The organism is Pararhizobium antarcticum (assembly GCF_001885585.1).
GTDB classification, from domain to species: domain Bacteria; phylum Pseudomonadota; class Alphaproteobacteria; order Rhizobiales; family Rhizobiaceae; genus Pararhizobium; species Pararhizobium antarcticum.
Genome location: NZ_LSRP01000128.1, coordinates 1 through 13,539, shown reverse-complemented (window position 1 = coordinate 13,539; position 13,539 = coordinate 1). Strand labels below are relative to the sequence as shown.

Here is a 13,539-nt window from a genome sequence, read left to right as displayed (position 1 = left end):
TCAAAAAAATCAGATTTCTAACAACATACTGTTTCTAAACACTAATTTCAAAAATCCCCAAAACACACCCAAAATCCGCCCCGCAAACACAAAACCAAACACACAAATCTTGTCCAAATGGTCAAAAATACTAAGGAGCGGGTTTGGAGCCATAAGGCCCCTAAAGCGCCTTCATGCTGTGGCGCACCTGGAACTTGCGCTTCTCCAGTTCGGGGAAGAAATCCGCGGCCGTGAAGTACTCCTCCGGTGCCCAGACGCCCGGCCGTTTCGGGTTCTTCAGAACCAGCTGGGCAGCGATCGACGCACTCATCGATGTCCCGGCATCGACGTAGGGCGCATACATTGCGTCCGGCGTGACGACCACCTCGTAGCGGACCTCGACCGGCTTGCCGTCCTTGATGCCGCGACCAATGGCAAAATGGATCTCCGAACTCTCCTGCTGCGGGATGCGGTGCGGATTGCGGGCAATGTTGCGCTGGATCACCGCATTCAGAACGTCCAGCGACTTGACGCAGACGCCCCCGACCTCGACCGGATCGTTGAAATCACCGAACCCGGCCTTCACCAGCCCGACCCAGGCCTCATGCTCGCGGTGCGGCAGGTGCAGTTTCCAGGTGAACTCGCGAATGCCCTTGTCGCGGATGCCGTCGGCCAGCGGCACGGTCAGCTGCTCGGAATGCGGCGAATACATGAATTCGCACCGTCCCCACGGCTCCGGCAGGTCAATCACCTCCCTGCCCGTCATCGGCGCGCATTCGACATGTTTTCCATCCAGGAACTGGGTGCTCGGATGGGCATATTCGGCCAGCACCGTCGAGACGCTGTACGGCGGCATGAGGATCGGGTTCTCGTCCCCCGTCAGTTCAGCCGCCCAATAGAGGTTGATCGTCTCGATCGTATCGAGTTCGTCGGCCACCGCACGGCAGATGACGTTCGACATGCCCGGATCGGCACCGACGCCGACAACCGCCGTAACGCCCGCCGCCTTGAAGCGCTCATGCTCAGCAATCTGCTTGACCGTAAACGTGCCGAGCCCGCCCAGATCCATATAGGCGACCTTGGCCGCTAGCGACGCCTCGAAGATCTGCATCTGGAAACCGAGCAGGGTCGGCACACAGTTGATGCAGAGATCGAAACCGCTGATCGCCGCGCTCAACCGGGCCGGATCGGTGACGTCGAGATCGAACAGCTCCAGCCTTGTGTCGCCGAGATCGGCAACCAGGCTGTCCATGCGCGTCCGCGAGGTGTCGCAGATGCGGATCGAGGTGATGTCGACAATGGTGCGGTCGGAGACGAGATCGCGGACGATGCCGGCGCCCATCAGGCCGGCGCCACCAAGAATGGAGATCTTCATAGGCTTTGTCTTTCTTCAAGAACCAAGGATATTCGGGGGATCAGACGTGCTTGCGCCCGCCCTCCTCGTAGAACCAGCTGTCGGGATAGGGATACCACCACTCGTGGATGACCGGCTTGTGATCGATGATCACCATTTTGGAGCGACGGAAGGCATCGAGCCCCTGGCGACCGAGTTCGCGGCCCATTCCCGACGCCTTCCAGCCGCCGAACGGCAGCGCATCATTGTCGATCATCGGATTGTTGACCCAGACCATGCCGGCTTCGAGCCGTTCGGCCGCCTCCATCGCTTCTTCCAGACTGTTGGTGAAGACCGACGCGCCAAGTCCGAAGGGACTGTCATTGGCACGCTCGATCGCCTCGTCAAAATCGGCGACACGGGCAACGGCCGCCACCGGCCCGAAGCATTCTTCCTGCATGATCGCCATATCAGGCGTGCAGCCCGTCAGGATCGTCGGTTCATAGAACCAGCCGACCGGCTCGCTGTCCGGAATTTTCCCGCCGAGCACGACAGTGGCGCCCTTGGCCCTGGCATCCTCGACCAGCAGGATGACCTTGTCCCGCGCCGCTTCGCTGACCAGCGGTCCGATCTCCGCGCGGCTCAGGCCGTTCCCGATCCGCAAACGCCGGGCCTCGGTCGCGAATTTGTCGATGAAGGCGTCATGGACGCTGTCGACCACGAAAAACCGCTCGGCAGAGGTGCAGACCTGCCCCGACAAATGAAAGGCGGCGGTCACCGCCCCGGCGGCCGCAACATCGAGCGGCGCATGGGCGGTGATGATCATCGGATCGCTGCCGCCCGCCTCGATGACCGCCGGTTTCATCTGTCCGGCGGCAGCGGACGCCACGGCCCGGCCTGCAGCAACCGAGCCGGTAAAGGCAACGGCGTGCGTCAGCGGCGAGGCGATCAGATATTGCGCGACGTCGGCGCCTCCAGGCACGCAGGCGATCAGCCCCTCCGGCAGGGCCTCGAAAACCTGCATGAAGTCCAGCGTGGAGAGCGTTGTCGCAAGCGCCGGCTTGATGATGCAGGCATTGCCCGCCGCCAGCGACGCCGCCACCGTCCAGCACATCAGAAGGATCGGAAAATTGAACGGCATGATGTGCACGCTGGTCCCGAGCGCTTCGTAACGGGCGTACTGGAACGAACCGACCTGCGTGGTTCCCGCCACCTTGCCCGCCTCGTCGCGGGCCATTTCGGCGAAATAGCGGAAGGCACCGGCGCAATTGGCGACCTCGCCGATCGCCTCCGGATAGGGCTTGCCCATCTCGCGCGACATCAGCTCGGCACAGACCCGCATGTCGGTCGCCTCGATGCGGTTGGCGATCCGGTGCAGGATCGTCGCCCGGCTCTTGGCATCGCGCTTCTTCCAGTCCGATTGCGCAATCCGGGCAGCGCCCAGCACAAGATCCAGCTCGGCAAGGGTCGCCTCCGCGATCGTGCCCTCGGGCGCTAGCGTTGCCGGATTGATCACCTGATAGCGCGCGCCTTTTGCCGGGATATAGACCGGATGCCTGTAGAAGACGGGCTCGGCGGGATTGAACATGGTGTTTTCCTTGTCGCTTTATTCCGAGAGGTGCAGTCCCCCCTCACCCTGCCCTCTCCCCGATGGGGAGAGGAGGAACAGAATTCGCGGCTATCCCTTCTCCCCTGTGGGGGGAAGGTGCCCGAAGGACGGATGAGGGCGCCCTCATCTCACCGGATCATGTAGACCTTCTTGATCGTCTCATGCACGGTGCAGACACCCTTCCAGTCCTGCGGAAAAAAGGCGGCCGTATCGGGAGTGATCTCGATCACCTCGCCGCTTTCATGCACATACGTGCTGCGCCCCTCGAGGAAGTGGCAGAATTCGTCGCGCGTCACATGGCAGTTCCATTTGCCGGGCGTGCAGATCCACAAGCCGCATTCCGACTGGCCGTCGGGTCCCTTGTGGATCAGTTTGCCCGAAACCTTCGATTCTCCCTCGATCATCGTCGGGATGGTGCCCCAGTCCTTGAGGTCGGTTTCGTCGAGCGGCTTGCGCATCAGGGGCGTGGCGGTCATCGGTGCTTCCTTTCGTTTCTTCGTCAGACCGCGCCGCTTTCTCAAGAACGGACGGCGGCCTGCTGCAGTTGTTTCAAGTTCTTTCGCTCAGACCAGCATGTAGATGTTGCGCATCGTCTCGATCACATGGCATTCCCCGCTCCAGCCGCCGGGAAACATCACCACCGTTCCCGCCTCGACCGCGATCTCCTCGCCGGCATCCGAGCGGTACACCGCCTTCCCGGCGACGAAATGGCAGAATTCATCACGCGGGATCGACAAGCGCCAGCGGCCGGGCGTGCACACCCAGATGCCGGATTCCGGCTGGTTGTTCGGCCCCTTGTGGACAAGCCGTCCGGTCGATTTCGACTGGCCCTCGACGCTGTCGGGCTGCATGCCCCAGTCGACGAGATCATCATAGGTCGAGGCGTCGTGAATATGCGGCGCGGAGGATGCCTCAACCATCGAACTTGCCCGTGTTCACCAGTTGATCGAGGATCACGGCCGCCTTCTGCGGACCGTTCCGGGACTGCATATGGGCGCTGGTCTCAGCCAGTTTGGCCTTCATCGCGGGATCGTTGACGCAGGCCTCGAGCCTGGCTGCCAGCTCCGCATCCGTCCAGTCATAACGCGGCATCTTGAAGCCATGGCCGGTCTCGTCGACCCGCGTCGCGTTGTCGTGACCGTCCCAGACATAGGGCATGATGATTGCCGGCTTGCCGAAATAGAGGCACTCGGTGAACGAGTTGTTGCCGCCATGATGGATGGCCGCATCGATTTGCGGAATGACCGATGGCTGCGGAAACCAGCTTTCGACAATGATATTGCCGGGAAGGTCACTATACTGTTCCTTGTAGTCGCCGACATTGACAAGCGCCCGATAGGGAAGCTTGCCGATCGTCACGATCAGCCGTTTCAACAGATCGGTATCGCCGGCGCCAAGACTGCCAAACGATATATAGAGAAGAGGCTTATCATTGTTCTCGGCAAAGACGGGGACTTCGTAGGGCTTTTCCTGGCGTACACAGCCTTCGAGATACTGGAACTGTGACGGATCGAGCGGATGTTTACGATCGAACTTAACCGCCTCCGGGTACAACAGCAGGTTCATGAACGGCGAGGCTTCGAAGAACTGACCGATCGGATAGGTTTCCTCCCCGGTCGAGGCGAGAAACGCGTTGAAGTCGTCATGGATCGGCTTGATCACCGCATTGAACTTGTCGCGATAGGCGGCATGGCCTGCCAGATCGTCATGGCGGCAGCCGGAGAGATGCGGCGGGATCTTCTCGTCCTCGATCTCGTTTTCGGAGCAGGAGATGATCCGCACCCAGGGTTTGCCGAACTGCTTTATTGCCGGAAACAGGATGACGTTGTCGACGCAGATCAGGTCTGGCTTGATCCTCGCGAGAACACCGGGCAAGTCTTTCTGTGCCCATTTGGCGCTGTCGACGATCGCTTCCCAGCAGTCGCGGACATAATTGTCGATCTGGTCATAGGGGCTTTTGCGAAAGTTCGGGATATGGCCGTTGATGAAGTCCTCCCAGAACTTCGCCATCTGCTCCGGCGGCATCGGCGCCGACAGGTTGACCGGGTGGGCCTCGAAGCCATAGCCCTTGTAGACATCGACAAAGCCGGGATCGGACAGGAAGACAGCCTTGTGCCCGAGGGCTTCGACGGCCTGGGCAATGCCGACGGAATTCAGCGCCGGGCCAAAGGCGGCTTCCGGGAAGAATGCAATGGTCTTGGACATGGAGTTCCCTCTTTCTTCTATTCCTGAAACAGACGACACGCCGCCGCGTCGAAACCAAGCGACACGCTCGCCCCGGTTCGCGCAGCAGCCTCTTCAGGTCCCGCCGCCGCCACGCGAACCTGAAGCGGCGCTTGCGAAAGCGCTGTCTTGACGTAAAGCTGGCGATCCAGCCCGTGATAAGCGACATCGACGACGGTTCCCGCAACACCGCTGCCCTCGGGCCTGAGCAGGATATGTTCCGGCCGCACCGCAAGCACAGCCGGCGCGCTGCGCTTCAGACCATGCATGTCGCAGACCAGTGCTTGCCCGGCGGCGCGGAACAGGGCGTCGGAGCCGATCTCGCCCTCGATGAAATTCATCATGCCGATGAAACCGGCGACGAAGCGGTTGGCAGGGCGCTCATAAATGTCCTGCGGCGTGCCGCATTGCAGGATATGGCCGTCGCGCAGCACCGCGATCCGGTCGGCCATGACCAGCGCTTCCTCCTGGTCATGGGTGACGATGATAAAGGTGATGCCGACTTCGTGCTGCAGGCGTTTCAGTTCCAGCTGCATCTTTTCACGCAGCTTCTTGTCGAGCGCGCCGAGCGGCTCATCGAGCAGGAGCACCTTCGGCCGCTTGATCAGCGCCCGGGCAAGGGCAACACGCTGCTTCTGGCCGCCCGACAATTCGGCAGGCTTGCGGGCGGAAAGCGCCACCAGATCGGTGGTCTTGAGCATGTCGTCTACACGGCTTGCGATTTCGCCCCTCGGCAGCCGCTCCATCTCGAGGCCATAGGCAAGGTTCTGCCACACGGTCATGTGCGGAAACAGCGCGTAGGACTGGAACATCAGATTGAGCGGACGCTTGTCCGGTGCCTCGCGGGTGATATCGCGATCGCCAAGATGGATGCTACCGCTATCGGGCACTTCGAAACCGGCAATCATCCGCAGCAGGGTCGTCTTGCCGCAGCCGGAAGGTCCGAGCAGCGCGAAAAACTCGTTTTCCCGGATATCCAGAGAGATGCCGTCAACGGCAATCGTCTTGCCGAAATGCTTGACGACCCTGTCGACCGACAGAACAGGTATGGAAAGCGGTTCGGTCATCGGGTCATCTGCTCTTTGTTAAGCCATTGCGAAATGAGAAGCACCGTTGCGCTGACGCCCATGACGAGCGTGGCCAGCGCGTTGATTTCCGGCGTGACGCCAAAGCGGATCATCGAATAGATCTGCATCGGCAGCGTGATCGAGGCGCGCCCGGCGCCGGCGGTGAAGAAGGCGATGATGAATTCATCCACCGACAGGGTGAAGGCGAGAAGCGCGCCGGCAACGATTGCCGGCAAAAGCACCGGAAACGTCACGCGCCAGAAGGTCGTAAAGCTTGATGCCCCGAGATCGCGCGAGGCCTCGACGATCGAAAAATCGAAATTCTTCAAGCGGGCGCGAACGACCGAGCAGACGAAGGCGAGGTCGAAGATGACGTGGCTGATGATGATCGTGTGCAGGCCCATGGTGACGTTGAGCCGTGAAAACAGCGTCAGCAGGGCCACCGCGAGGACAATGTCCGGAATGACCATCGGCGAAAAGGCCAGCGCTTCGAGCGGCGTCGAACGGCGCTTGCGCGTTTCCATGCCGATTGCCAGCATGGTGCCGAGGACAGTGGCGATCAGCGTCGCGACAACGGCGACGACCAGCGTGTTCCAGGCCGCATGCAGAATGTCGGAATTGCCGGCCAGAGACACGTACCAGCGCAGCGAAAAGCCGGACCAGCTCGTCGGCAGGCCGCTTTCGTTGAACGACAGCAGAACCAGAACAGCGATCGGCAGATAGAGAAAGCCGAAGACGAGAACGAGGATGCCGCGTCCCGTCAGCTTGATGCGCAGCGCGTCAGCCATGTTTCGCCTCCGCCGTTTCACCGCTGAAGCGCGCCGAGGCGCGAGCCTGCAGCAGCAGAAGCCCGATCATCACAGCAATGAGGACCATGCCGAGGGCGGCACCGAATGGCCAGTCATTGGCCGTCAGGAACTGGTCGTAGACAAGATTGCCGATCATCTGGAAACGTCCGCCGCCCAGAAGCGCCGGCGTCACGAAATTGCCGATCGACAGCACGAAGATGAAAACGCCCCCGGCGGCAACGCCCGGCATGGTCAAAGGAAGCGTCACCCGCAAGAAGGTGCGGACCCGTCCGGCACCCAGATCGCGCGAAGCCTCGATCAGGTCGCCATTGAGACGCGACAGGCTGGAATAGATCGCGAGAATAACAAAGGGCAGGTAGTTGTAGACGAGCCCGACGATGACGGCCCCTTCGCTGTAAAGCAGCGACAGCGGCTCGCCATCGTAGCCCAGCCAGCGCAAAAGATTGTTGATCAGGCCTTCGCGGTTGAGCAGGACGATCCAGGCATAGGTGCGGATCAGGTAGTTGCTCCAGAATGGCAGGACCGCGAAGAACAGCAGGATCGGCTGCATCCGTTTCGGCGCAAGGCAGATGGCGTAGGCTGCGGGATAGGCAATCAGGATCGCGAACAGCGTCGCAAGGCCGGCGATCCGCACCGAGGTCAGGAAGATCTTCGCATAGAGCGGGTCAAAGACCCTGGCGAAGTTTTCCGATGTCAGCGTGTATTCGACGCCACCGTATAGCCCCCGCGTCAGGAACGCATAGGCAAAGACGATCAGGCACGGCACGATCATGAACAGACCGAGCCAGGCGATAGCGGGCAATGCCATGAGATTGGAACGTGCCGTCTGCGAGGACAAGAAAGGAACTCCGGAGTTTCAAAACCTCTTCTCCCCAACGGGGAGAAGGTGGCCCGTAGGGCCGGATGAGGGGGCGGCAGGCTTGTGGTACGCGGTGACGTCCCCTCATCGCCTCGCATCCGCTCGGCACTTCTCCCCGCTGGGGAGAAGAGAGCATCAACTCAATTTGCGGCCTTGATCTCGCTCACGGCCTTGGAATAGTCGCGCTGCGCCTCGCCGAGATCCTGCAGCTCCTCGTATCCAACGAGTTCAGCCGGCGTCATGCCCATGTTCGGATATTGCGCGATCAGCGCCGGATCGAGGCTTTCCATGGCCGGCTTGTTCGGCACCTTGTAGAAGATGTTCGATGCAGCCCAGGCGTGGTTCTTGGCTTCGAGGATGTAATTGACGAACTTGAGCGCCGCCTCCTTCTTCTCCGAATTCTTCATGATGACCATGGTGTCGATCCAGAGATCCGAGCCTTCCTTCGGCACGACGAACTTGATCTTGTCGTTTTCGGCAATGCCGTAATTGCACCAGCCGTCCCAGGCCTGCACCAGCGAGGCCTCTGCGGAGACGAGCTTGGAATAGAAGGTCGTGTCGTCATAGGCGAGCAGCGTCTTCTTCGCCGCGATCAGAGCCGTCTTGGCTTCCTCGATCTTGGCCGGATCCTTTTCGTTGACGGAAAAACCCTTGTAAAGAAGGCCGGCACCCATCAGCCAGCGATCCGTTGCCAGCATCGTCACCTTGCCCTTCAGATCATCGGTCGGCGCAAGCAGGCTCGCCCAGCTGTCCGGCGTGCCCTTGACGAGGTCGGACCGGTAGCAAAGCCCGGTCGTGCCCCAGGCATAGGGAACCGCATAGGTATTGCCCGGATCATAGGCGAGCTTGCGCGCTTCCGGGTAGAGATTGGCAAGATTGGGAACCGTCGCATCGCTCAGCGGCTCGACCAGCCCCTGGCCATTCAGAATATGGGCAAACGGCGAGGAGACGAAAACGACGTCGAAGCCCTTGCCCTGGCTTGCCATCAGCTTGCCCATGATTTCTTCGTTGGTGGCATGGTTGACCACTTCGATGGTCAGCCCCGTCGCCGCCTTGAAAGTCTCGGCGATATCGGGCGCCATGTAACCGGCCCAGTTCGAAATCACCAGATCGGCGGACAGGGCCGTACCGGCCTGTAGCAGCATGGCGGCACCGACCAGGCCGGCGATCTTCTTGGATGCGCGCATTTCACCAGAAAGTTTCACGGCATTCTCCCGTTTGCTGGCACAGTCGAGGATCAGGTGACCTGAAATCATCGCTGCGCAAATCCATAGTCCCGGACATCACATCAAGCGTGATGATCCCGGGCGCTCAACATCTGTTCCCAAGCGGCACGCCGGCTGTCCGGTCCTTGGCTCGCTGTTGGCAGGCAGTATTATTTATAAAAAAAATACGTCAAGTGAGATTCGCCGTTCAACGGATTTTTTTGCCATCCATCTTGCACGGCGGCGCCGGAACGGGCAGCATGCAGGCATTGGAACTCTCCTTGAACCGGACTTGCGATGGATGCCGATACAAAAAAAATAAAGCATCGCCATGTCGAACTGGCGCAGAAAATACTGGACGTTGTCACCGAGAAGGGCATGTCGCGCGGAGAGCACCTGCCGGAACAGGCTCTCGCCTCGCGCTGCAATGTCTCCAGGACCCCTATTCGCAAGGCGCTGCAGATTCTGGCCGACCGCCTGATCGTCACCGCCGAGCCGGAAGGGGGCTATCTGCTGGCGATCGACCCCGCCTCTTTTCCGGGGCTCGAGGATGAGCAGCAGCCGGCCGAGGAAACAGAACTCTACAACGCCATCCTGCGCGACCTCTCGGCCGGCCGCATCGGGGATTCGCAGACCGTTGCCAGTTTGCAGCGCCGCTATGACGCCTCCCGCAGCGCGGTACAGAACGCCCTGATAAAACTTTCGGAAGACAATCTCGCCGAACGCGCGCCGGGACAGCAATGGCTGATCAAGCAATTCGCCATCAGCGGCGATGCCGTGGCGAAAAGCATCGAATACCGGCTGGCCTGCGAGCCCCTGGCCCTGACCCTGCCCGGCTTCCGCCGCGATGCCTCGGCGATCACCTCGCTCCGGCACTCGATGGACATTCTGCGCGGCATGACCGAAACCGGCTTCGACCAGAAACTGTTCGAGCGCACCGATTTCGATTTTCATATGCTGATCGCCCGGTCCTGTGGCAATCCCTTCATGTCGGAGGCTCTGGTCAGCCATCATCGCCGCCGGCGATCGAGCCAGCCGCCGGTGCATGTCAACGCCTTCCGCCTGATGCAATCCAACACCGAACACATGCAGATCCTCGAGCAGATCGAACGCGGCCAGATGGACCTTGCGAGCGACCTGATGCGCGTGCATATCCAGCTTTCCCATTCCCAGCGGCCGCGTCTCGCCGGCCGCGGCGTTCCGCCGGTCTTCCGGGTCGTGGGCTAACTCTATTGGATATTGCATGACACAGCCCAAGGTGATCGCGTTGTTTCCGGAAGCCAGCTATGGCGCAGCGCTCAACTGCGTCGGCATCGCGCAGCAATTGCGCAGCCTGGGCGCCCGGCCGGTGTTCATCTGCCATCCCGGTTTTCGCGGCGTCTTTGCCGAATACGGCTTTCCCGAATACCCGCTGCCAACTTTGGGAAGCGAGGGCCAGACCGACTGGACCGACTTCATCAACCGGCACCAGGATGCCTTCCGCCAGACGCCGCTTGAACAGATCAAGAGTTATATCGGCCCGACCTGGGATGCGATCGTCGATACCGCCATTGCGGCGGAAGAACCGCTTCGGCAATTGCTGGCGCAATTGAAACCGGCGGCGATCGTGCTCGACAATGTCGTGATGTTTCCAGCCATCGCCAATGCCGGCGTGCCCTGGGTGCGGATTATCTCCTGCGCCGAGACCGAGTTGCCTGATGCGGCTGTGCCGCCCTATCTCTCGGGCTGCCGCGGAGAGCCGGGGCCGGACTGGATGCTGTTTGCGGAGAAATATCAAAAGGCGGTCGCGCCAGCCCATCGGCGGATGAATGCCTTTCTCGCCGAGTGCGGCCTTAAGGCACGGCCATCAGGCGAATTCCTCGAAAGCTCGCCCTTCCTCAACCTGCTTCTCTCGCCCGATGCCGTGCGCTTCGAGCGGGAAAAGCCGCTTGATCCGGCAACACATGTCTATCTCAACGGCTGCGTTCGCCAGGAAGCGCCCTATCCGCTGCCGGCCTTCGCCACGCACCGCGATGCCGCGCTGATCCTGGTCAGTTTCGGCAGTCTCGGCGCCATGGATGTTTCGATGATCAAGCGGATGATCGGGGTTTTCGAGGACATGCCCTACCGCTTCATCGTCAATGTGGGCCCGTGGCGCGACGACTATGCCCGGGTTCCCGACAATGTCTTTCTCGAAAGCTGGTTTCCGCAGCCCTCGGTCGTCGAACAGGCCAGCCTGTTCATTCACCACGGCGGCAACAACAGCTTCTGCGAAGCGCTCTATTACGGCGTGCCCTCGCTGATCATGCCCTATTGCTGGGACGGCCACGACAATGCCCGCCGGGCGCAGGATGTCGGCGTTGGCCAGCGCATCGACCGGTACGAATGGACCGACGCGGTCCTGAAAACCGCTGTCGCCAGCCTGCTTGATGATGCCGTGATGCGGCAAAGGCTAAGAGACAATGCGAAACTCATGAAACAATCCCATGGCGTCGCCGTCGCGGCAAAGGCCATTGTCGATCTCCTCTGAAAGGAACGGCGCATGCAGGACAAGCTTTACATCGACGGCGCCTGGGTTTCCCCGGCGAAGGGCGGCACGCTCGACGTGATCGACCCCGCTACCGAACGGCTGATCCACAAGGCGCCGGCCGGAACGGCGGAGGATATAGACCGTGCGGTCAAGGCCGCGCGAAAAGCCTTCGACCATGGCCCCTGGCCAAAAATGCCCGGCACCGAGCGGGCAAAAATCCTGCGCGCCATCGCGGGCCTGATTACCGAGAAGCGGGAGTTTCTGGCAAGGCTCGAAGTTGCCGACAATGGCAAGCCGCTGCCGGAAGCGCTCTGGGATATCGACGACGTCGCCGGCTGCTTCCAGTTCTACGCCGGCCTTGCCGAGGATCTGGAAAACAATCCGGAGGAGACCATTCCGCTCGGCGAACCGCGCTTTTCCGCAAAAGTGGTGCGCGAACCGCTCGGCGTCGTTGGCGCCATCACGCCCTGGAACTATCCGCTGCTGATGGTCTCGTGGAAGGTGGCGCCCGCGCTTGCTGCCGGTTGCACCATCGTCTTGAAACCCTCGGAACTGACGCCGCTGTCGGCGCTGGAACTCGGCGTCATCGCAGCAGAGGCCGGGCTTCCGGCCGGCGTACTCAACATCGTCACAGGCACCGGCCCCGACGCCGGCCAGCCGCTCACCGAACATCCGCTGGTCGACAAGCTCGCCTTTACAGGATCGGTCGCAACCGGCCGCAAGGTGATGATTGCAGGCGCCCAGGACATCAAGAATGTCAGCCTCGAACTCGGCGGCAAATCGCCCTTCGTGATCTTTGCCGACAGCGACATTGAAAAGGCCGTCGAATGGATCCTGTTCGGCATTTTCTGGAACCAGGGCCAGGTCTGCTCCGCCACCTCGCGCGTGCTGATCGAAGACAGCGCCTATGACGCCGTGCTGGCCCGGCTCTGCGAAGAGGCCGCGAAGATCACCATCGGCAACGGTCTTGACGACGGAACCCTGCTCGGGCCGATCGTCTCCAAGGGCCAGTACGACAAGATCCTCGCCGCCATCGAGCGCGGCAAGCAAGAAGGCGCGACGGTTGCTTTCGGTGGTGGTCGCGCACCCGGCTTCGAGCGCGGCTATTTCCTGCAGCCGACGGTTCTGACCGACATGGCCGAGGACAGTTTTGTCTGGACGGAGGAAATCTTCGGCCCCGTCGTCTGCGTCAAGCCGTTCAAGGACGAAGCCGACGCGATCCGCATGGCCAATGACAGCCGTTTCGGTCTCGCCGCTGCCGTGATGTCGGCCGATCTCGACCGCGCCGAGCGTGTCGCCCGTGCCTTCCGCGCCGGCATCGTCTGGGTCAACTGCTCGCAGCCGACCTTCACCGAGGCGCCCTGGGGCGGCTACAAACAGTCCGGGATCGGCCGCGAACTCGGCCGCTGGGGCCTCGCAAACTACCTCGAAACCAAGCAGATCACGCGCTTCAACAGCGACGAGCCATGGGGCTGGTACATCAAGGGGTAAGGCGGCAGCGCTTTATCTCTGGCTCTGATAAGGGGTCCTCTCCACCGTCATTCCTGTGCTTGTCACAGGAATCCAGCCACGCGACGTCCGTCGCGTGAGAAAACCAGCCTCACGCAATTAGGTCTCTCACCGCGCTGACGCGCGGTGGCTGGTTCCCCGCCACAAGGGCGAGGAAGACGGCGTTTGAGGAAAGCGCACCGCAAAACAACGCTCTTCTGGAAATTCGTGGCGGATGGAAATCCCTCAGAGGAGGCCCCACTTCACCGAGCCTCATCCATCCATGTTCAAAGAACACGCGTTCACGTCCACGCCGGTTACGGCGCGGTTGAAACGTTCAGTCGGAGGGCGCACGCAGATGCGGAGCCGGATTGGATTTTGAGTATGGGGCTCCGCAGCTGCGTGGCCTCGGTGTCTTCAGGGCTTCCGGCCCCTTGCAATGCCCGCACTGTCTCGCT

At 61.2% G+C, this 13,539-nt stretch carries 12 protein-coding genes; 3 read left to right on the top strand and 9 right to left on the bottom strand.

Annotation, left to right across the window (positions count from 1 at the left end):
* Positions 1–160: 160 nt before the first annotated feature.
* The 9 genes from AX760_RS22405 to AX760_RS22365 all read right to left on the bottom strand — a co-directional run bounded on the left by AX760_RS22405 (position 161) and on the right by AX760_RS22365 (position 9,084).
* Positions 161–1,354, bottom strand: a complete 1,194-nt coding sequence (locus AX760_RS22405) for a saccharopine dehydrogenase family protein (RefSeq protein WP_071835234.1) — start codon at positions 1,352–1,354, stop codon at positions 161–163.
* 40 nt (positions 1,355–1,394) lie between these two features.
* On the bottom strand, positions 1,395–2,900 hold the full coding sequence (locus AX760_RS22400; RefSeq protein WP_071835233.1) for an aldehyde dehydrogenase family protein: 1,506 nt from the start codon (positions 2,898–2,900) through the stop codon (positions 1,395–1,397).
* 149 nt (positions 2,901–3,049) lie between these two features.
* The gene (locus AX760_RS22395; RefSeq protein WP_071835232.1) at positions 3,050–3,397 is read right to left on the bottom strand and encodes a cupin domain-containing protein; all 348 of its coding nucleotides are present in this window, start codon (positions 3,395–3,397) and stop codon (positions 3,050–3,052) included.
* A gap of 87 nt (positions 3,398–3,484) precedes the next feature.
* Entirely contained in the window at positions 3,485–3,841 is a 357-nt protein-coding gene (locus AX760_RS22390) for a cupin domain-containing protein (RefSeq protein WP_071835231.1), read from the bottom strand.
* Complete coding sequence (locus tag AX760_RS22385; protein WP_071835230.1) at positions 3,834–5,126, bottom strand: nucleotide disphospho-sugar-binding domain-containing protein; 1,293 nt, start codon at positions 5,124–5,126, stop codon at positions 3,834–3,836. The genes AX760_RS22390 and AX760_RS22385 overlap by 8 nt, the downstream gene beginning before the upstream one ends.
* A gap of 17 nt (positions 5,127–5,143) precedes the next feature.
* The gene (locus AX760_RS22380; RefSeq protein ID WP_071835229.1) at positions 5,144–6,211 is read right to left on the bottom strand and encodes an ABC transporter ATP-binding protein; all 1,068 of its coding nucleotides are present in this window, start codon (positions 6,209–6,211) and stop codon (positions 5,144–5,146) included.
* The gene (locus AX760_RS22375; protein ID WP_071835228.1) at positions 6,208–6,999 is read right to left on the bottom strand and encodes an ABC transporter permease; all 792 of its coding nucleotides are present in this window, start codon (positions 6,997–6,999) and stop codon (positions 6,208–6,210) included. Before AX760_RS22375 ends, AX760_RS22380 begins: the two co-directional genes overlap by 4 nt.
* Entirely contained in the window at positions 6,992–7,828 is an 837-nt protein-coding gene (locus AX760_RS22370; RefSeq protein ID WP_071835235.1) for an ABC transporter permease, read from the bottom strand. The genes AX760_RS22375 and AX760_RS22370 overlap by 8 nt, the downstream gene beginning before the upstream one ends.
* Before the next feature lie 191 nt (positions 7,829–8,019).
* Positions 8,020–9,084, bottom strand: coding sequence for a polyamine ABC transporter substrate-binding protein (locus tag AX760_RS22365; protein WP_245295081.1), 1,065 nt, complete (start codon positions 9,082–9,084; stop codon positions 8,020–8,022).
* 297 nt (positions 9,085–9,381) lie between these two features.
* Here AX760_RS22365 and AX760_RS22360 point away from each other — a divergent pair, with 297 nt between their 5' ends.
* Genes AX760_RS22360 through AX760_RS22350 form a run of 3 tightly spaced genes read left to right on the top strand, consistent with a single transcriptional unit; the run spans position 9,382 to position 13,084 of the window.
* A complete protein-coding gene (locus tag AX760_RS22360) occupies positions 9,382–10,311 on the top strand; it encodes a GntR family transcriptional regulator (protein ID WP_071835226.1) in 930 nt (309 codons plus the stop codon).
* A 16-nt stretch (positions 10,312–10,327) separates the two neighbouring features.
* Positions 10,328–11,593: a nucleotide disphospho-sugar-binding domain-containing protein gene (locus AX760_RS22355; protein WP_071835225.1), complete on the top strand. Its 1,266-nt coding sequence runs from the start codon at positions 10,328–10,330 to the stop codon at positions 11,591–11,593.
* Positions 11,594–11,605: 12 nt separating this feature from the next.
* On the top strand, positions 11,606–13,084 hold the full coding sequence (locus AX760_RS22350) for an aldehyde dehydrogenase family protein (protein WP_071835224.1): 1,479 nt from the start codon (positions 11,606–11,608) through the stop codon (positions 13,082–13,084).
* Positions 13,085–13,539: the final 455 nt, after the last annotated feature.

Coding starts and splice junctions, on each gene's coding strand:
- AX760_RS22405 (WP_071835234.1), bottom strand. CDS start 1,354: ATGAAGATCTCCATTCTTGGTGGCGCCGGCCTGATGGGCGCCGGCATC.
- AX760_RS22400 (WP_071835233.1), bottom strand. CDS start 2,900: ATGTTCAATCCCGCCGAGCCCGTCTTCTACAGGCATCCGGTCTATATC.
- AX760_RS22395 (WP_071835232.1), bottom strand. CDS start 3,397: ATGACCGCCACGCCCCTGATGCGCAAGCCGCTCGACGAAACCGACCTC.
- AX760_RS22390 (WP_071835231.1), bottom strand. CDS start 3,841: ATGGTTGAGGCATCCTCCGCGCCGCATATTCACGACGCCTCGACCTAT.
- AX760_RS22385 (WP_071835230.1), bottom strand. CDS start 5,126: ATGTCCAAGACCATTGCATTCTTCCCGGAAGCCGCCTTTGGCCCGGCG.
- AX760_RS22380 (WP_071835229.1), bottom strand. CDS start 6,211: ATGACCGAACCGCTTTCCATACCTGTTCTGTCGGTCGACAGGGTCGTC.
- AX760_RS22375 (WP_071835228.1), bottom strand. CDS start 6,999: ATGGCTGACGCGCTGCGCATCAAGCTGACGGGACGCGGCATCCTCGTT.
- AX760_RS22370 (WP_071835235.1), bottom strand. CDS start 7,828: ATGGCATTGCCCGCTATCGCCTGGCTCGGTCTGTTCATGATCGTGCCG.
- AX760_RS22360 (WP_071835226.1), top strand. CDS start 9,382: ATGGATGCCGATACAAAAAAAATAAAGCATCGCCATGTCGAACTGGCG.
- AX760_RS22355 (WP_071835225.1), top strand. CDS start 10,328: ATGACACAGCCCAAGGTGATCGCGTTGTTTCCGGAAGCCAGCTATGGC.
- AX760_RS22350 (WP_071835224.1), top strand. CDS start 11,606: ATGCAGGACAAGCTTTACATCGACGGCGCCTGGGTTTCCCCGGCGAAG.